Source organism: Microbulbifer sp. A4B17, from assembly GCF_003076275.1.
Lineage (GTDB): Bacteria > Pseudomonadota > Gammaproteobacteria > Pseudomonadales > Cellvibrionaceae > Microbulbifer.
In genome coordinates this window covers 4,316,270-4,335,791 of record NZ_CP029064.1, presented here as the reverse complement: position 1 = coordinate 4,335,791, position 19,522 = coordinate 4,316,270, and the positions used below count along the sequence as shown (strand labels likewise).

The 19,522-nt window shown below is 44.2% G+C and carries 12 protein-coding genes; 4 read left to right on the top strand and 8 right to left on the bottom strand.

Annotated features, from left to right (window positions below; translation table 11 throughout):
* Positions 1-42: 42 nt before the first annotated feature.
* The 4 genes from BTJ40_RS19050 to BTJ40_RS19035 form a co-directional block, all read right to left on the bottom strand.
* Positions 43-1,350 (bottom strand): AMP-binding protein, encoded by a 1,308-nt coding sequence (locus BTJ40_RS19050; RefSeq protein WP_157954167.1) that lies wholly within the window; start codon positions 1,348-1,350, stop codon positions 43-45.
* A complete protein-coding gene (locus BTJ40_RS19045; RefSeq protein ID WP_108734559.1) occupies positions 1,334-3,253 on the bottom strand; it encodes an IucA/IucC family siderophore biosynthesis protein in 1,920 nt (639 codons plus the stop codon). The genes BTJ40_RS19050 and BTJ40_RS19045 overlap by 17 nt, the downstream gene beginning before the upstream one ends.
* Entirely contained in the window at positions 3,240-5,081 is a 1,842-nt protein-coding gene (locus BTJ40_RS19040) for an IucA/IucC family siderophore biosynthesis protein (protein WP_108734558.1), read from the bottom strand. Before BTJ40_RS19040 ends, BTJ40_RS19045 begins: the two co-directional genes overlap by 14 nt.
* Positions 5,082-5,206: 125 nt before the next feature.
* The gene (locus BTJ40_RS19035; RefSeq protein ID WP_108734557.1) at positions 5,207-6,589 is read right to left on the bottom strand and encodes an MATE family efflux transporter; all 1,383 of its coding nucleotides are present in this window, start codon (positions 6,587-6,589) and stop codon (positions 5,207-5,209) included.
* Positions 6,590-7,067: 478 nt separating this feature from the next.
* Between BTJ40_RS19035 and BTJ40_RS19030 the strand changes: the two genes are divergently transcribed.
* The 4 genes from BTJ40_RS19030 (at position 7,068) to BTJ40_RS19015 (ending at position 13,019) form a co-directional block, all read left to right on the top strand.
* Positions 7,068-7,751, top strand: coding sequence for a response regulator transcription factor (locus BTJ40_RS19030; RefSeq protein ID WP_108734556.1), 684 nt, complete (start codon positions 7,068-7,070; stop codon positions 7,749-7,751).
* Between the two features lie 331 nt (positions 7,752-8,082).
* Entirely contained in the window at positions 8,083-8,412 is a 330-nt protein-coding gene (locus tag BTJ40_RS19025) for a DUF2218 domain-containing protein (RefSeq protein WP_108734555.1), read from the top strand.
* A gap of 10 nt (positions 8,413-8,422) precedes the next feature.
* Positions 8,423-10,357: a biosynthetic arginine decarboxylase gene (gene speA, locus BTJ40_RS19020; RefSeq protein WP_108734554.1), complete on the top strand. Its 1,935-nt coding sequence runs from the start codon at positions 8,423-8,425 to the stop codon at positions 10,355-10,357.
* 577 nt (positions 10,358-10,934) lie between these two features.
* A complete protein-coding gene (locus tag BTJ40_RS19015; protein ID WP_192879356.1) occupies positions 10,935-13,019 on the top strand; it encodes a TonB-dependent receptor in 2,085 nt (694 codons plus the stop codon).
* A gap of 18 nt (positions 13,020-13,037) precedes the next feature.
* Here BTJ40_RS19015 and tcuB read toward each other — a convergent pair whose 3' ends face one another.
* From tcuB to dxs, 4 genes are all read right to left on the bottom strand, one after another.
* Positions 13,038-14,105, bottom strand: a complete 1,068-nt coding sequence (gene tcuB / locus BTJ40_RS19010) for a tricarballylate utilization 4Fe-4S protein TcuB (RefSeq protein ID WP_108734552.1) — start codon at positions 14,103-14,105, stop codon at positions 13,038-13,040.
* The gene (gene tcuA, locus BTJ40_RS19005; protein WP_108734551.1) at positions 14,092-15,480 is read right to left on the bottom strand and encodes an FAD-dependent tricarballylate dehydrogenase TcuA; all 1,389 of its coding nucleotides are present in this window, start codon (positions 15,478-15,480) and stop codon (positions 14,092-14,094) included. The genes tcuB and tcuA overlap by 14 nt, the downstream gene beginning before the upstream one ends.
* Before the next feature lie 101 nt (positions 15,481-15,581).
* Entirely contained in the window at positions 15,582-17,432 is a 1,851-nt protein-coding gene (locus tag BTJ40_RS19000; RefSeq protein WP_108734550.1) for a DUF885 family protein, read from the bottom strand.
* Between the two features lie 140 nt (positions 17,433-17,572).
* Positions 17,573-19,489 (bottom strand): 1-deoxy-D-xylulose-5-phosphate synthase, encoded by a 1,917-nt coding sequence (gene dxs, locus BTJ40_RS18995; RefSeq protein WP_192879355.1) that lies wholly within the window; start codon positions 19,487-19,489, stop codon positions 17,573-17,575.
* Positions 19,490-19,522 lie beyond the last annotated feature (33 nt).

Below are 19,522 nucleotides of genomic sequence, written 5' to 3'. Positions count from 1 at the left end.
ATTAATATTTTATTTGTTTACTCAATAGATAGCCCCTACTTACTAGTTGGCTCTTTCAGCTTGTTTTCCTTCACTACTTTTATTTGTTCTGGTCAGTATGTTCTGTTGATAGTTCAGCGCAATCAGCTTACGGTTCACTTTACTGTTAGCCATTCGCATTATCTCATCGACCGGCTGTAATATTTGCGGTACTTGAAACAGTGCTAAGTGTTGACTGCACCATTGACGTAGTTCAGCGGGGTTTATTGCTGGGGAAGCGACATACTGTAGGCAAACTCGTTGGCCTGCAAATTGATCATCTATCTTAAATACCACTACATCATTAACTTGTGGGTGTTCAAGTATGATATCTTCTACTTCTGCAGGATATACATTTAGGCCTGATACGATGATAGTGTCATCCATTCGTGCAAGAAAATGCAGTCGACCATTTTCACTCAAATAGCCGACATCCTGTGTTTTAACAGTTTTAGTTCCTGATGCAGTTTTTACATAAGCAACTATTTCTTGCTGTTTATTGTCGAGATTACCACAGGTAATTTCGACATGAGGTAATGGCTTTCCCTGATCGTTAGCAGCAGATAAATCTTGTCCTATACTAATACAGCCCGCTTCAGAGCATCCATACTGTTGATATAAGTTTTCTACACGTGCCTGAATTTGCTCAAATACCTGTTGTGGCATAGTGGAACCTGAAGTCATGGCAGCAAATAGTTTGCTATTGGCCGGCCATAAACGTAATAATCCCTGCAACATTACCGGAGAAGAATACAAAAGCGGGCGCTGACAACTCTGCAGCTTCTTGATAAGGTATTTAGGATTGATATTACTAATTATCAGTGGCGACTGACCCCGATTCAGAGCAACCATTACGCCACAAATTAATCCATATGAATGGGTAACGGGACAGGCGATAACTGGAGTCATGCTATCTGGCTCGCTGAAAGCTTGGCAATAACTCTTTATCTCAATATCAATATCCGCCCAGCTTCGTAATATGCATTTTGGCTCACCTGTGGTACCAGAGCTCATTTGAATAATACCTGCTTCAGATTTATTCAAATTAGTTGTCGATAGCTCGATTAATCCTGTTAAGTCACCATAAATCAGCAATTCGCAGCCAGCCTTTTCTGCCATACGCTTTGCAGTATCCTTCGGAACACTGGGGTGGATAGGCATGGCAGATATTTTCTTTGACTTTAAGTAATAACATAGAGTCAGCCAAATAAAATTATCTTCAACACATACCGCAACAGCGTTACTCTGGTTAATAGTATTTATTGAGACATAGGACTGCTTTTGCTCGTTAAAGTCTTCTTTACTATAAAACTTATCATTTATTGTAAGCATAGGATTTTCCTGGTACTGCTGGCACTGATATTGATGTCTTTGAGGTTTCCTTTTGGGCATCATGCAGAGCAGCGTCTGCTAACGGATTTCTTATTTGATGATGAAATTCTGTTTCACGATTCCCGCGAAATTTCTTATCCAATAGTGATTCGGTTTTAATTTCCGGCTGGAATAAATCGATTTGGGCTATACGCTTTTGATCAGTTAAGTTTGATTGCTGATATTTCCTAAATCTCTGATAAACTGATTTCCAGAATTCACTTTCTGGAAACTGGTAGTAATCTTCAAGTAATACAGCCAGGTCAGATAAATTAAAAACCAATAATGTATCTACTAAAAGTTCGCGCAAAGCTTCGACACTCTCCATCCAATAATATTGGTTTGGCGCGCCAAAACTATATTCTTCCTCGAAGTCAGTAAAAGTAGGTGCTAATTCCGGTTGTGCTAAGTAACTGTGAACGTACTCCATACTTTCATGAAAATCGCGCACTATGACTTTTTCAGGCCAACCATCTTTATGTTGCAATAAGATATTTTGCCCGTGCGCCTCAATTGCAATACCATGATGAACTAGTAAGTGCCATATGGGAATAACCACCTTTTCGAGCAGATTCTCCAGCCAACTATAACAACCATATTCGGCAATCCAGGGCTCGATAAAAGGGCTGCCATCTTGTTCTATTATACTTAGGGCTACAAAAGGTATTACATTTTTCTCATCACAGTATGAGTGCAGGCTCTGTCGAAAAATTACACCCAATTGACCATCAAGATTCTCAATCCATGCTTGGTGTTCAGTGCCATCGTTTGTAGGCCTTATTCCGGCGTACTCCGCCAGCAAAATCATATTTTGCTTCAGGTAGTTATCCGACTCTAGAATTTGTATTAACCAGTTTGATATAGCAGGCGCAGTACAAATGGTGTGGCTTTCTATAGTGCGTAGTGAAGAAGTATTAATTATATTCAGAGGTAGTTTTATATTAGCTTTTTCAGGATGGCTAATATTTAATAATGTACGAATTGAAATGCTGGCTTGATATTGATCGCCAGCCTCTCCAAGGTAAAATACTTGTCCGTCAGCAATAGCGGGTTCAAGTTTATCTTTTAAGAACTTCCACTGCCATGGATGGATGGGCATCAATGAAAATGCAGCACTATCGGAAGTTAGATTTTTAATTTTTGTATTTAACTGCTGGTAACATTGTTCGCCAAGCTCAGCTTCCCAAAATATTTTTTCAGTTACAGAGTTAAATCGACGCTTCAAATAGCACCGTCTAATCGCCAACCAATGTAGTTGAAAATTATTGCCAAACTCTGGACCATAAAGTTTATGATCAAGCTCGCTAAACCCAGTTCGTGCCTTGAAGCATGGATGATAAGGGTGCCCTTCATCAATTGCAGACTCTAACTGGGTATATGTTAATTCACGACGGCTTATATGACGGTTTAAATGCTTATTGTTCCACTGGCAAAGCTTTACAGTTTGTTCAAGCTCAATTGTCAGCTTTTTCTTTACTGCTACTGAAGCAGGCAAGTCCTCAACAAGGGCATTTAGTGTTATTGGTTGCCAATCAATACCTTGAGATATATCTTTTATCCATTGTGCCTGAAGTTTTGTATCTGCATGCTTTCCATATCTTTGAGAAAAAAACATTTCTTCTGCATTGATTCTAATTCGACTAAAACCAGAAATCCTTCCTGAAGCCCGATAAAAAGATCTTCCTAATGTAAAATAGAAAAAACCATCGTGATAAGAGTAATCACAAAGATGCTCGAACAATAATGCTTCCAGGAGCTGGCGAATCACTCTTTTCTCTTCAGCTAAATGGCTGTCAGAATTTTCATTAAGAGAGATTTCTGGGCCTTGTTGAGATAAATACTGCTGTGGGTTAACTGTGAGCAAGAGTCACCTCGTTAACTTGCTTATGGATAGGCAAGCTTTCTTGATACAGGTCAAAAAAAGGATTTCGTATATTAGTATAAACAGCTAATTCTTTTTCTGCTTCCAGCTCATCAACATCTTCAACGCGAGTCAGAAGGTTTCCTTTGCAGGGAATGCTAGAATTATTAAATAATCTGTTTATAAAATTTATGCCGACGCCTGTCAGCACCTTAGAATTTAGAAAATTAAGCTTGCTGTAACTTAGTTGTAATAGTTTATTCTCATCAATAAGGCCATCTTGTCCCATACGGCCAATAATTGAGAATAACTGATTGACAAAAAGATAGTATCCAAACCGATCTGCAATCATATTGTCAGGATAAAATAAGTCAGGATTATTCCTTAGCTCAGGTACAGCTTCGAGCAACTCATCCTGCATTTTTTCTGACAAGTAGAAACCTTGATTGTCTCGATAATAGTATCTAATTGGACAGTCATCATAAATAGTTAATAGAGAATTTTGTTGGTGAGCCTCTAAACCAATACCTTGACTATCGTAAAGTCTAATTGTTGGTTCAATTGCACATTGCCAATAACAATTAAACCATTTTAATGCTGCTTCCTCTACACTAATGCCCTGCTTGGAAGCCAAACTTAAAACTTGCTGGGCTAATTTAGACTGAGTGCCGGATAAAATAGGGTCTTGTACTAATGCTGCGATTGAAACTGTGGGTAGTTCTAAGCTGTTTGTATCTTTACTGAATGGATTTTTCCGTATAATAGTTTCAAAGCCTGTTTCCTGCATATTAGGTAATTTAACAGTAATAAATGCAGGATCTTCAATTAAAACAAACTGTGGAAATTTTTGCTTGAAGTTGCTTAATGAGAACAATTTTCCAACATTTAAACCCGGATCTAACTCATGAGCCATATTTTTTCGTAGCGAATTAGTTATTTTTACGGGAATAGAGAGCTTAATCATATAATTAAGCTCACTGCAGTACAGAGTGCGCACTGAAGAAGTGGGTGTAAACATCTTACCCATAAGACCTAAGTCGATAATTAGTCCGTCACGTTGTAAATGTTGAACATAGTCCTGGTGTAACAGCCACTGTGCTTGTAGAGGGTGTACAGGTATTAGCTGTTTATCGATATCGATATCAATATCAGCCCCTAACATATTATTGATAATTTCCTCAACGCTCTCGTCGAGTAAAGAATCTTGTTCCAGAAGCTCTTTTGACACGGCAAAAAAGTGTAATTGAAATTTAGATTTCAATTCGGGCGTATACTTTTCATGTTGCCAAGAGTGAATGCCTTGGCGTGACTTGGGTGTTGGATGAAGCCAATGTCCAAATAACAGAGACTGCTCAGAACAAATATAATCGGAGCTATTAAGCGTAGGATCATCTAGTCGCTTAGTAAGATAATCCTGCATGATCTGAAGACTTTCTAAAGTACGATTTAATAGTTCTATTTTGTTGGCTGGAGTATTTGGTTTATTGTTTTGGTTATTATCTTTTGCATAAATGTTATCTATTAACATCATAATCGCAGAAGTAAAATCTATGGATTGCCAATTCCATTGATTTGCTAATTTTCGGTAGCTTTTAGTAAATACATGTCGGCCGACAATTGAACGATAAGAAGCTTCTAAAGCAAGTGTAACTCCAGTTCCGTTCAAATAAAGTTCTAACGCATAACCATTTTCTTCTTCAAGAGCCACACCAGTTTGTAATTGCCAATCAGAGCTTGTATGCCAAACACCGGGGTCAACTTCTCTTATATATGCATTAGCAAATGCTTGAAAAGAAGCCTTTTCCGCCAGCTCTTTTGCGGTGAATGGCATGACGATATTCTCCTGGAGATACTAAGTAAAAGAACTTGCCTAGATGATAATGATACACATTCTCACCATCAAGCAAGTTTACAATTGTTACTATTGTTTTAGAGCTGTATCTCACTTGGCGTTACTTAGACTGAAGTTTGATTCACTTTCAGCTTCGTAGGCCTGTATTGGTAGCAAAAATAGGCGGCCAATAAAAAGGTGCACCATTCTGCTAATGGCAGTGCAACAATAAATGACAAATCACTTATTGCTGCTGGCAATAAGTGCCAGCTGGGCAACATATAATAAAAGGCAATCAAAAATACGGCGGGGAATAATAAGCTGCGGTTAATAGCAATTAAAGCTGAAGGTTTTGGTTTGTGTATTGCTGTTAGGTAACAGGTTAAGACGATGTTAGTGCCGTTAATTAAAAATAGTGGAAGCAACAATGGCAGCAATTGCATGCTGACTTGGGATATTTCCTGATCTTGTTCATTGGTAAACCAACTCAGAACAGTTTCTGGCCAAAAAACAAGCAGCGCAACGATAATGATACCCAAGCAGATGGTGCTTAATATTGCAATTGACAAAAAAGATTTCACTCTATTTAAATGCTGAGCGCCAAAATTTTGACTGACAACGATATGAAGTGCATCTGCTAAACCATAACTGAGCATGACACTTAAGAAAATGAAGTAATTGACCAGAGTAAATGCTGCTACACCATCTACGCCTAGCCGCATAATCATTAAAGTGTTTAGAATGAAAAAAATAATACCAACAGATATCTCGTTTATAAACTCTGATATACCGTTATAAGCTGAGTTAAAAAGTAATTTCCAATTTCTTTGTTGTAATTCGAACTTAAGAGTTCTTTTTTTGCTAAAAAAATAACGACTCAATACTAAAAATTGTATAACTTGCGCTATTGCAGTGGCATAAGCTGCCCCAGCTAATCCGAGTTCCAAGTAAACGATAAACCAGGCATCGAGAATAATATTGAGAACAGCGCCAATTACTAATGCGCATGTGGCTAATATCGGATGGCCGTCAGCACGTACAAAATAATACAGCACCATTGTGGTTAACTGTAAAATGAACACCCAGCGAATGACGTCGAAATATTCCCTCGCTAATACAGCAACCTGGGCTGAAATATTGAGTATTTCAAAAAGTAGATCGTTGAAGGCTAAGCTGACCAGCGCTAGCAGAGTGTTAATAACCACAGCGGCAATAAGGGATTGGCTGAAAATCGCGTTTGCTGTTTTCGGATCTTTCTCACCAATGGCTTTACCTACGCTCACAGCCCCGCCTATTGCCAGCATGATGGCAATAGCTATCAACAAGGTGAAGTACGGGATCATTAGAGTGATTGCAGCGAGAGCATCTGTACCTATGGTGTTGCCGACAAAAAAGCCATCAATCAGGTTGGCGCTTGTTATTGCAACTAAGCCGACTATTGAAGGTAGCACATAGTAAAAGAAAGTCTTGACGATACGACCGGAAAGCGCTGGATTTTGGGCTGACATTAAAGTGTCTCAAATCATGAGAAAAATAGGTTCTGGAGCAGTATTATATATTCCACTTATTGCAAATGATAGTGATTATCATTAATATCGATAAATTCAGGTTGATACATAAAGCTGCATCGTGAAGTTTTGATGCTCTAAATGTGAACAGATTTTGTTTTAGGGCCAATGCAATATTGTGTCGGGCACTAAGTATGCTAATAGAGTGTCCCGTGCAGTGGTTGTACAGGAAGTGCACAGCAGTATTGATGTTTTGCAGTGCTAAATGTCCATGTAAGTCACGTGTTCTTCCTTTGAAGATAGCTTAGAAAATGTACTATTAAAACTCCTGTTAGTCGCCAAAAGTAAAATTTATACGTTGGTTTCAGGCGGGTATCCTCATATTAAAGTCGTCGGCGGGTGGGAGTATTTTTACGCTATGGATAATTTTGGATCCAAAAAATTCGAGTTTTAATTTGGTTATGAATAAGAGGCTGTTGTGGCAACTGCGCATATTTTAATATTGGAAAGTGATACTAAAATAAGCAAACAATTGAGCGGTACTTTGCAAAAGCAAGGATTTAATGTCACTCAATGTCAAGATGTTAGTGAAGGGTTGATGGTAATGCCCGCAGACTATTTTGATCTTATTTTAGTCAATGCGTTTTTGCCCACCAATGATGATTTATCACCTTTACAGGCTATACGTAGCTGGGGGCAAACGCCTGTAATTGTTCTCTCTTCAATTAATACAACGGCAAAAAGGATAGAGAGCTTTCGGCAGGGGGCTGATGATTTCATATCCAAGCCGATTGATTCCACTGAGATAGTGCTGCGTATAAACGCAATACTGCGTCGAACTAACAAGGGGGAAAGTAACATTAAGGGTGAGATTGATATCGATCACTTAAGGTTATTAAAATCAAGGCAGCAGGTTTTTTATAGGGGAGATAATTTAGCGTTTACACCTATTCAGTTTCGATTACTTTGGATACTCGCTGAGAACCGGTTCAAAGTAGTTAGTAAGCAATTTTTATATCGTGCGGTACTTAACAGACAATTTTCTCGTTACGATCGAAGCCTTGAGATGCACCTCAGTCGTATCAGGAAAAAGTTTATTGAAGTTGGTATATCGGCTGACCGCTTTGCTACGATTCATGGCAAAGGCTATAGATTTTCGTAATAAAAGACTAGCTTATTTAAGACGGTAAATTGGGGTGCATAAAGTATCGGCTTAGATATTACTTAAGTATTTTCTCTTCTCTAAAACTCTAATCAGGTTTGTTTAACATTAACAAGCTTGAAGCTGCCTTTGAACTCAAAATATTTTAATTATTGACAGTTTTTATTAGCTATTATGCTGTCGTAACAATTGTAAAAGTGGTTTTTTTCGGCAATGAAAGCAATTAACATCTTTGATAATGATTATCATTACCAGGGGTGTTAATTGCTGAATACATCTTTTCGTTTGAAAGTTGGCTCAGCATAAAGTGAATTAATTTAGAAGTGGGGATATGAGCACTATTAATAAAGTTGAGGCTGAGCATGATAGCCAATTTTTAGCTTTTTCAACGGTAATTCACATTGACAGCCAGAAGATGATTCGGCGTTTGTGTAAGCACTTCGCTCACAAAGTTAATGCCCGGTGGAGCAGTGAGCGCGGCCATATTGAGTTTGATATGGGTTTCTGTGATATGAATGGAAGTGGAGATCAGTTGGATTTGCGTTGTGGTGCTAACTCTGGTGCGGAGTTAAAAGAGATCATAGATTGCATTGATTCCCACTTCTTACGATTTGCGAAAGGTGTGGAATGTTCACCTCAGTGGAATCTAATGAATTCTTAATGGTAAAAAGATGTTAGAGAAAGATAAAATCGAAAGTGAAATTAATGCCCAGTGGAGTATAGCCGAGGCAGGGAATGTTTATGGTGTTAATCAGTGGGGTAATGGTTATTTCGATATAGATTCACAGGGTAATGTTGTCGTAAAAAACCCTAATCATGACGAGGCAAACGCTGTTCCCTTGATGCAAATTATCGAGGGTATGCAGGACCGCGATTTACACATGCCTGTTTTACTGCGTATCGAGAATATTCTTGATAAAAGTATTAGCTCACTTAACGAAACTTTTCGTCAGATAATCGAAAAACTGGGTTATCAGAATAAATACCAAGGTGTTTATCCAATTAAAGTAAACCAGCAGGCCCAAATTGTTGATGAGGTGGCTCAATTTGGTTCTCGTTATCAGCATGGATTTGAAGTTGGTAGTAAAGCCGAAATGATTGCAGCTTTATCTACCATCGAAGAACTTGATAGCCTAATTATTTGTAATGGCTATAAGGACCAAGAATTTATAGAGCTGGGATTAGAGGCAACAAAGCTTGGATTGAAGTGTATCTTTGTTATTGAAACCTTAACCGAACTGCCAATTATTGTAGAGCGAAGTCAAGCGTTAGATATTTTTCCTCATATTGGGGTGCGCGTTAAAATGACGACTCAAGTAAGTGGTCATTGGAGTGCTACCAGTGGTGAGAGAAGTGTATTTGGGCTCTCTTCAAGCCAGCTTATACATGTGGTTGATTACTTAAAAGAGCATCAAATGCTCAACTGTCTTGAGTTATTGCATTGCCATTTGGGCTCTCAGATTCCTAATATCCGCGATATCCGCGGTGGTGTACTAGAAGCCTGTCGCTATTATTCCGATTTATGTAAAGAGGGTGTGGCATTAAAGTATATTGATTTAGGTGGTGGTTTAGCAGTTGACTACACCGGCAGACAGTCAAGTACTGGGCAAAGCCGAAATTACTCACTTGAGGAATACTGCGAAGATATTATTGATACAATTAAGAGTACATTAGATAGTAAAAACTTACCTCATCCGGTAATTGTTACGGAGTCTGGTCGTGCTACTGTAGCCTACACATCAATTTTGCTCTTTAATATCCTTGATTTCGTAAGTTTCGACTCAGAAGAGCTTAAGGAAGCTGAGGAAGATGAGCATCAATTGCTTCAAAATATGCGTGAAATCCTGACTTACTTGAAGCCTCAAAGATTACAAGAGTGCTTCAATGATGCGCAGTTTTATCGGGATGAAGTTCGTGAATTATTTAAGCGTGGTCAAATAGATCTTCGTGTTCGTTCTGTGTCAGAGACAATTTATTACAATGTTTTGCATCGTATAAAAGAGACTCTTTCAGAAATGGAGCGAATACCTGAAGATCTGGAAGGGTTGGCAGACTCATTAGCTGATATCTATTATGGTAATTTTAGTTTATTTCAGTCCTTACCTGATAGCTGGGCTATTGATCAGTTATTTCCTGTTATGCCTATTCATCGACTAAATGAGACTCCAAATCGGCGTGCTATCTTAGCCGACATTACTTGTGATTGTGATGGGAAAATTGAGCGATTCGTAGTTAATCAGCAAATCGAAAGAACCTTACCTCTGCATTCAATAAAGCAAGGCGAGGAGTACTACCTCGGTGTTTTCTTAGTGGGCGCTTATCAGGAAACTCTAGGTGATCTGCATAATTTATTTGGTGATACGAATGTTGTCAGTGTGAGACTGAATTCAGGTGCCAGCTTTGAGTTTGTGAAAGAGGTTCATGGGGATACTATTGAGGATGTTTTAAGCTATGTTGAGTATCAGCCGCATGAAGTAAAGACGCGTTTTCGTAATAAGGTTGAAGCGGCTGTTCGCAGTGGGCGTATTAGCGCTCGTGAACGTCAGCAAATAATTAAGACCTTCAATGCAAGTATGCAAGGTTATACCTATTATGAAAGAGATTAGAATACAGTAGAAAACAGTGAGAGATGTGACATTTTTAAATCATTAGCTGTATATGTGAAAGGTTAAATCCAATTATGTCGACGATGCCAGATCTTTGATCTGGCTAAAATATTTAAGCCCTACTCTGTGAAGCTAACTCCTGACCACGTTAATAAATTTCCTGTTTTATATAATTATGCTGTTAGCACTTATCCTGATTTAGTGTTGTAGGTTTATATTGGCTGCTTTAGTATCAGCTAATTTTCTATAGTGATCGGATTGTACACTTATATAGGATCTATTCTTTTTTATAGCTAGTGCAGGATTCTGAATATGCTTACTTTTAATCTTCAGTAGGCTTGTAGTCTGAAGATTTCTTTCCTGTAATATTTATTAAGAGTTTTAAATTTTCTTGTTTCTTTGTCTAATTGTTACTTTCATTTCTTATTATGTAAAAAGTGGCGAGAAGCAAAATATGAAATTTTACGCCATTTAGTAAGAAAATTAGAATTAGCTTATATTTATAAAGATGATGAATGTAGTTTTCTGGTATTATCTGGTAATAAATAAGATGTTCTACTTGTTAAAGAATAGGGATATGGACTTGAGGATCATAAACAAGATCACTTTGAGTTATATTGCACTGGCTCTGCTTCCGATCAATTTTTCACATGGCGGTGAAACTCAGATTGAAACCCTCGTTGTTACTGTGGGTAGATATGAACAGGATATTTTACAGCGGGTTGAGAGTATTACTGTTGTAGATAATGATGTGCTCAGAAAAAGTGGTAATACCCATATCCAACAAAGTCTGGTGAGTGTACCTGGAGCAAACCTGACAAGAGGGAATGGACAGGAATACCTGCCAGCTTTACGTTCTCCAGTACTGACTGGTACCGGAGCCTGTGGTGGTTTGTTGACAGCAGAAGATGGGATACCACTGAGAGCAAATGGATTTTGTAATATCAACGAGCTATTTGAATCCTTCAGCGAGACAGCTCGGCATGTCGAAGTTATTAGAGGGCCTGCTGGTACCCTCTATGGCTCTAATGCAATGCATGGATTGATCAATATTATCAGCCGCGATCCTGTAGAAGGAGAGAATGGGTCTCTCAACGCTGAAGCGGGGCCCCACGATTACTATCGAGTGGGTGTGTCAGCAGATCATCGCCTCAGTAGTGAAGGTGATGTGATCAGTGCAGATTTGTATTTGATGGCTGATGGAGGATATAGGGACCAGTCAGGATTGGACCAGCAAAAGGCTAGCATTCAATACACTCACCAGGTCGGTGATAGCAGAGTTCGAACTCGTCTAGTAGCGACAAGCTTAAATCAGGAGACGGCTGGTTACGTCGAGGGTGACGGAGTTTACCGCAATCGTCGATTGAGTCGTACCAACCCAAATCCAGAGGCGTTTCGAGATGCCAACTCTCTCAGATTTTACTCTCTGATTGATATACCTATGAATCAAACTAGTCAATTACATCTGGCTCCTTACCTCCGTAAAACTGACATGCGTTTTCTACAGCATTATTTACCGGGGCAACCAATGGAGGAAAATGGTCAGGAGAGTGTTGGTATAAGAAGCAGTTATTATCTGGAGCTGGGCGAAAAGCTTAATCTGCTAACCGGTATTGATACTGAATTAAGTAAAGGATATCTCTTGGAAACCCAAGAGAGTGTTATCGAGGGCTCTGAGTTTCTGCAGGCAACCATACCAGTGGGAAAGCACTACGATTACGAAGTCGTAGCCTGGAACGTCGCTCCCTATACATCGGCAACCTGGAAGGTTAATGATAAATTAGAAGTCACTGGCGGAGTCAGGATTGAATCTGCACACTATGACTACGACAATCAAATGCTTTCTGGGCGCACAGATGAGAATGGATTGCCTTGTGACTTTGGAGGCTGTCGGTTTAGCCGGCCAGATGACCGAAAAGATCGCTTCAACAATATCTCACCCAAGTTGGGAGCGCTGTTATGGTTAAATAATGAGCTACAATTTTTTGCTCAATTAGCCCAGGGTTATCGTGTGGCCCAAGCTACAGAGTTATATCGGTTACAACGAGAACAAACAGTTGCAGAGCTGGATCCAGAGGAAATTAATAGCTTTGAAGTGGGGCTGAGGAAAATAGGCGACTCTTTGTCATATGAGTGGGTGGCTTATACGATGAAAAAGGAGAATGTAATATTTCGTGATGCTGACTATTTTAACCAGTCCAATGGGAAAACCCGGCACTGGGGAGTTGAGTTGGCTGTCGATTATGAATTCACTGAAAGCTTACGGCTAAAGGTGAGTACCAGCTATGCAGAACATCGCTATGCAGATCAAAGGGAGTTGCAAGGTGTAGAACTGGATGGAAAGCTTGTAGATTCTGCGCCAAAGACCTTTGGTAGTTATCGACTTCACTGGTCCCCGAATTCTTTGGTATCAGCGGAGCTTGAATGGTTACATCAGGGTAGCTATTTTACAGATCCTCAAAATGCTCATCGGTATCCAGGACATGACTTACTGAACCTCCATTTGGCCTGGCAGTGGAAACAATATGAAATTTCTACTCGAATACTGAATATTACTGATAAAGCCTACGCTGAGCGTGCTGATTACAGTAGTTTTGGTGGTAGCCGGTATTTCCCCGGAGAGCCTCGCTCAATTTACTTCGGAATTAATTTTGATTGGTAATATAGTAAGGGCTTGCTTTTAACTTTCAGTTTTCATTTGAGCGTCCCGAATCAAAGCTGCCATCCGATAAAAACCATGAGCCATTTTGGTGTAGGGCGTAAGTAAAAAAAATGCGAGAACTGCACCCAAGTGTAAATCCAATAGTAGGGGGAGTGCGGCTGTTCCCCCTAGGACAAATAATAATAGGCCACTGAGTGCGATAAATAACAGTAGGCCAACAAACCCCATCTCCCCACTCCAAACCCTTGCAGAGCCCAGTTCTGGATCAGCCTTGAGCTTTAGTTGGATAAGCTTGCTACACCCCACTAATATGAGTAAACCACCGGGAATACCAAGTAATTTGGGTATTGAAAAAATCGGGTAAGGCCCTGGCATGTTTAGAAAGTAATACATGACAGCGCCCGAGCAGGTAGCTGCAAAGCACAATAAAAAGCCGTATAAAACAGCTTGATGTGCGTATCTTCGCTGGTTGCTGAATCGGTCTTCCTCCTCGAAGTTACATCCGTCCCCGTGGCCCCCGGATAGATTCTTTAGTTTCCCTGCAGAAATTAATGCTCTTCTAAAGTGATCCCAGGTAATTTCTTCTCCGCCGACTTTCCTCCAGTAGCGACGTAAACTGATCCCCATACTAAACAGCGGGTATAGAAAAGCGGGTAGAAAAATTCCGGTCATAGTGGCGTGGGAAATAACTGCATAGAAGCCCTCGCCACCACTGGGTTTCAGTGCTCTTATGACATAAAAGATAACGGCAAATCCGATGATAGTGGCCAGGGCGATCAGACTGCCGCGTTTTTGGAAAATTCTGGCGATACCTCCGGGCCAGGCAAAAGACTCCCAGCTTTTCTGTCGCGCTTCGGCCATGACTTGGGGAATATTGATGTTGAATTCGTGGGGAGCGGTATACTGGCAGGCGTAGTAACAACCTCGACAGTTGTGGCAGAGGTTGGCCAACTGGGTGATGGTTCCCTCTGAGAAAGAGCGGTGTAGTTGAAGTGCTGGAAAAACGGCACAGTAGCCCTCGCAATAGCGACAGGCATTACAAATTTCTGCTTGCCGCCGCGCCTCTTCCAAATTATCCATTTGCATAGTTAGCGGCTTCCCTGCCAGCGATACGTCCAAAAACGGTGCCGATCATCATACCCAGCCCGGCAAGATATCCCTGACTGAGAATTGACCCGGCCATGGTTTCCCCAGCAGCCCACAGATTTTTTACCAGCCCAGTGGCAGTGCTGCACTGGGCATTCTCATCAATCTTGAGTGCCAGATATGTAAAGGTAACGCCGGTGCGCAAGCTATAGCAGTAAAATGGTGGCTCGTTGATGGGGCGGGCCCAGTTGGTTTTTTCTGGTGTCAGGCCGGTGGTGGTGACACCATCCAGCTCAGTGGGATGAAAAGCTTCACTACTGCTACAGGCAGAGTTGAAGGTCGCTATTGTGTCGATCAGTTTTTCAGAGGGTAAACCGGTTTTTTCCGCGAGTTCCTCCAAGGTATTCGCCTCGGTAGGAGGGAATGCTGACGGCATAAACATTTTTAAAGACTTGGAGTCGATAATTGCAAAAGCCACCTGGTCTGGCTGTTGTGCGACAAGGCGGCCCCAGATGGCATAGCGTTTGGGCCAAATATCCTCTCCCTCGTCATAAAAGCGCTGGGCCTCTTTGTTAACGACGATGGAAAAGGGGACACAATCGAGGCGCGTTACTATGCCGCCATCAAACTTCGGCGCTCGCCCGTCAATTGCCACTGCATGACACTGGGTGGGATCTCCGACGGACTGCACGCCTTGCTCCAGTAAATCTTCCAAGACCACACCCCGGTTATAAGGTGTTCCGCGTATCAGGAAATTTTCAGCAGCTGGCCCCCAGACTTTTTCCAACCACTCCAGATTGGCTTCAAATCCGCCGGAGGCAACTACAACTGAGCTGGGTTCAATTTGGTATTGCTGTCCCTCGTAAACATAGTCGACACGAGTAATAAGATTGCCTTTCAGCTGCAGGTGCTTAACGTGTGCCCGATACAATACATCAACACCTAATTTGTCTGCAGTGCGGTAATAGGCGTTAACCAGGGACTTACCGCCGCCGAGGAAAAAGGCATTGGTGCGTGTGAGGGATAGTGTGCCGGACAGAGGTGGTTGGAAGTGGGCACCGTGCTTTTGCATCCAGGGAAGTGCGCTTTCCGAAGAGCGTATCACCAACCGAGCTAACTGCTCATTGGTTTTACCCCCGGTAACTTTTAACAGATCTTCATAGTATTCGTCTTCACTGTAATCACCTTCCAGTGGGCCCAGGGGGCCTCGGTGCATACAGCGTATATCCCTGGTGTGGCGGGAATTACCGCCTCGATAGGGTTTGGGCGCAGTTTCCAGGATAATCACCTTGGCCCCGAGTTCGGCAGCAGTTATAGCTGCGCAGAGGGCGGCATTGCCACCCCCAATTACGGCAAGGTCGTAGTGCTTGTTCACCGGTAGAAAACCCTTTTGCAATGGACCTGTGTCTCATTGCAAAAGGTAGGTGAAAATAGAGAATAAACAGGCGGGCAGGCAATTCCTGCCGCAATAAATCGTCAGCTGGTGGCGGGTTGTTCAACTTGCTGCATGTCGACGTGAACAGACACTGAGGCCTGGCTTTCCAGCCAGTTGTCCATACGCTCTTCGAGAATATTGAGTGGCAGCGCACCAGCCCCCAACAGGGTATCGTGGAAGCTTCGGATGTCGAAATTGCTATCCAGAGTTTCCTCCGCCTCCCTACGTAGCTCTTTAATTTTGAGCTGCCCCAACTTGTAAGCCAGAGCCTGGCCAGGCCAAACCAGATAGCGGTCGATTTCGACTGTTACATCGTGGAGCGGTTTAGCGCTGTTTTCCATAAAGTATTCGATCGCTTCCTCGCGGCTCCAGCCCAGCTGGTGCATACCGGTATCCACTACCAAACGCACTGCACGCCACATATCGTATGTGAGTGCGCCGAACTCGCTGTAGGGGTTTTTATACAGGCCCAGGTCGTAGCCGAGACTCTCGGAGTAAAGGCCCCAACCTTCTACAAATGCGGTGTAGAGAGCCATACGGCGCAGAGGGTGAATATCGGTTTGCTCTTGCGCCAGTGCAATTTGCAGGTGGTGACCTGGCATTGCTTCGTGCACAGTGAGCGCCTCCATCTCCCATTTCGGGCGGCTGGGCAGGTTGTAGGTATTGGCAAAGAAGATACCTGCTCGCCCCGCCTCAATAGAGCCCGGCTGGTAATAGGCGGTGGTTTGGGCCTGTTCTGAGTAACTGGGAATCGGTTTCACACCATAGGGCAGGCGCGGCAAGGTACCGAACAGGGCGGGTAGCTCTGCATCAATACGCTTGGCAATATCGCGATAGTCTCGCAGTAAACCTTCCCGGCTGGTGTGGTAAAAGCGCGGGTCGGTACGCAGGAACTCGGTGAATGCTTTGAAGTCTCCCTGGAAGCTCGTCTTCTGGATAATTTTATCCATCTTCCCGCGAATTCGCTTCACTTCCGCAAGCCCGATGCGGTGAATTTCCTCGGGGCTGAGGTCGGTAGTGGTGCTCTCCTCCACTTTATGGGCATACCAGCGCAGGCCATCGGGGCGGCTGGTTAAAGCCGTATCCACCTGGGCCTCGGGAATATATTTGCGCTCGACAAATTCGGCCATACCCTGCCAGGCCGGTACCAGTTGTTTGTTGTAAATGGCATAAGCGCGTTGCTGCAGACTTTTCCTCTTGGTCGCTGGAATGGCCTCGGGCATTTGATTAAATGCTGTTAGCAGCGGGCTGTGCTCCGGCGCGGCAGGTACCAGTGCGCGTATCTGACGCGGCAGGTCGCGCAGGGTGATTTGTGGTGGTGTGACTCCTTTGCGCAGGCCCCGACGCATCAATCCCTGGGTTTGTTCAATCAGGATTGGCAACCTTTCCAGGCGGCTGATTATTGTTTCGTAATCGGTTGCAGTGCGCTTGGGCATGCTGTTGATAACAGCTGGCACATTGCGCTGGATACCACTCATATGGTTTATTGGTTGCAAGTGCTCCGGAAACTGGAAGCCTTTTACTTCTCCCAACAAGTCCTGGTAGAGCAGTTGGTAATCCAATTGTTGTTCGGCTGGCAGATCACTCTGATCGATATTACGTGCAGCCCCCAAAAGGATTCTGGTCTGCTTTTGACGCAGTTCCACAGACTTAAGGGAGTTATCCACCCAGCGGTGATTTTGCCCTGGGTAGCCTTCATAGGTTGCCTGGCTTGGATAACTCTCCATGATCCAGCGATAGCGCAAATCCTGAAGGGCGGTGAGTCGCTCTGAGGCGCTGCTCTCCGGAAGGGACTTGTATGCTTTCCGGAAGGTGTCCTGGTCCATCGCCGAGGTATTGAGGCTGGCAATAAGTCCCAGGGATGTGAATAGGGCTTTTCTGATAAACGACATAGTCCCCTCGAGTGAAAGCGTGTGGCCCAAATGATGGCCGGATCTGGTCAATGGGCGGTTAGTTACCCATGCCGGCAATTTATTGCCGGGTATTCGAAGAGCAGCCAGCCGCATTAGCTGGCTGCCATAGACGGGCTGGGTCAGTTGGCTGCCGCTGTGCGACTGCCAAATTCCTGGTGACTGATCAGTTGCAAGCGCTGGCGAATCTGTTCCTCGATACCGGAGGCATTGAGGCCGATAGCCGCCAGTAGGTCTTTGTGCTTGCCGTGCTCAATAATTTGATCTGGCAGCCCCAGTTGCAGCACCGGTACCGAACGCGCTGTGCTATTGAGGTATTCGAGTACGGCGCTTCCCGCACCACCAGCAATAGTGTTCTCTTCGATGGTAACTAAGAGTTGGTGACTCTCGGCAAGTTCATCGATCAGTGCTTCGTCCAGGGGTTTTACCCAGCGCATATCGGCTACGGAGGCTCCCAGCGATTCTGCAGCGGCCATAGCGGGGCCGAGTAAGGTGCCGAAGCTGAGGATGGCGACGCCACTGCCCTGGCGCAACAGGCGCCCCTTGCCGATCGGCAGCTCCGTCATTTCCTTGTCGATGGCGGTACCCATACCGGTTCCGCGCGGATAGCGCACAGCGGCGGGGCCATTGTGTTTGTAGGCGGTATTGAGTAGCTGGCGGCACTCGTTTTCATCACTGGGCGCGGCGATAGCCAGGTAGGGCAGGCAGCGCATAAACGTTAGGTCAAAACTACCCGCGTGCGTGGGGCCGTCTTCCCCCACCAGACCGGCGCGGTCGATGGCGAAAGTGACATCCAGGTTTTGGATTGCCACATCGTGCACCATTTGATCGTAGCCGCGCTGTAAAAATGTCGAATAAATAGCAACTACCGGTTTCTGGTCTTCACAGGCGAGGCCCGCAGCGAGAGTGACGGCGTGCTGTTCGGCAATGGCCACGTCGTGGAAGCGGTCCGGGAAGCGCTTGGAGAACTCCACCATACCGGAGCCCTCACACATGGCCGGGGTAATAGCGACCAGGCGCTCGTCCTGTTCTGCGGCATCGCACAGCCACTGGCCAAAAATATCCTGGTACTTGGGCAGTTTCTTCTTGCCGGGTACGGCCACTTGTACCTTGGCCTCCGGCTCCAGCTTGTTCAGTGCGTGGTAGCCCACAGGGTCAGCTTCAGCGGGACCAAAGCCTTTGCCCTTGGTGGTGGCAATATGCAGGAGTTGCGGGCCCGGCTGGCTGCGCAGGTTGCGCAGGGTGTGGACCAGGTCGTGCACGTTGTGGCCATCCAGGGGACCCACGTAGTTAAAACCCAGTTCTTCGAACAGGGTGCCCGGCGTGATCATGCCTTTGACGTGCTCTTCAGTACGTCGCGCCAATTGCCAGGCTTTGGGGATGGCAGACAGTATCTTGCGGCTGCCCTCGCGCATGTTCAGGTAGGTTTTACTGGCCAGGATTTTGGCGAAATAGGTGGCCAGGCCGCCGACATTTTTTGAGATAGACATACTGTTGTCATTGAGAACAACCAACATGTCCTTGCCGGTATGTGAGGCGTGGTTCAGGGCTTCGAAAGCCATTCCCGCCGTCATGGCGCCATCGCCAATCACCGCCACTACCTTGCGATCGTCAGGGGAGCCCAGGGCCATACCCAGGGCGGCACTGATCGAAGTGCTGGAGTGGCCAACACCAAAGGTATCGTAGGGGCTCTCACTGCGTTTGGGGAAGCCGGACAGACCCCCTTGTTGGCGCATGGACAGCATCTGCTCGCGGCGACCGGTGAGGATTTTATGAGGGTAGGTCTGGTGGCCCACATCCCAAACCAGCCGGTCCTCCGGCGTATTAAAGATGTAGTGCAGGGCGATGGTCAGTTCCACTACACCGAGACCGGCACCAAAATGCCCGCCAGTCTGGCCGACACAATACAGCAAGTACTCGCGCAATTGGCTGGCGAGTTCCGGCAATTGGCGTTCATCGAGGGCGCGCAGCTGCGCCGGGTCGTCGATCGAGTCGAGAAGCGGTGTCTGCGGGCGTGTGCGTGGAATTTCTTCGAGCATCAAATGTATCAGTTGCAACAGATGGTGATATTG

What these genes read in the sequence shown, in the direction of transcription:
- BTJ40_RS19050 (WP_157954167.1), bottom strand. Translation starts at nt 1,350, where the DNA reads ATGCTTACAATAAATGATAAGTTTTATAGTAAAGAAGACTTTAACGAG.
- BTJ40_RS19040 (WP_108734558.1), bottom strand. Translation starts at nt 5,081, where the DNA reads ATGCCATTCACCGCAAAAGAGCTGGCGGAAAAGGCTTCTTTTCAAGCA.
- BTJ40_RS19035 (WP_108734557.1), bottom strand. Translation starts at nt 6,589, where the DNA reads ATGTCAGCCCAAAATCCAGCGCTTTCCGGTCGTATCGTCAAGACTTTC.
- BTJ40_RS19025 (WP_108734555.1), top strand. Translation starts at nt 8,083, where the DNA reads ATGAGCACTATTAATAAAGTTGAGGCTGAGCATGATAGCCAATTTTTA.
- speA (WP_108734554.1), top strand. Translation starts at nt 8,423, where the DNA reads ATGTTAGAGAAAGATAAAATCGAAAGTGAAATTAATGCCCAGTGGAGT.
- BTJ40_RS19015 (WP_192879356.1), top strand. Translation starts at nt 10,935, where the DNA reads ATGGACTTGAGGATCATAAACAAGATCACTTTGAGTTATATTGCACTG.
- tcuB (WP_108734552.1), bottom strand. Translation starts at nt 14,105, where the DNA reads ATGCAAATGGATAATTTGGAAGAGGCGCGGCGGCAAGCAGAAATTTGT.
- BTJ40_RS19000 (WP_108734550.1), bottom strand. Translation starts at nt 17,432, where the DNA reads ATGTCGTTTATCAGAAAAGCCCTATTCACATCCCTGGGACTTATTGCC.
- dxs (WP_192879355.1), bottom strand. Translation starts at nt 19,489, where the DNA reads ATGCTCGAAGAAATTCCACGCACACGCCCGCAGACACCGCTTCTCGAC.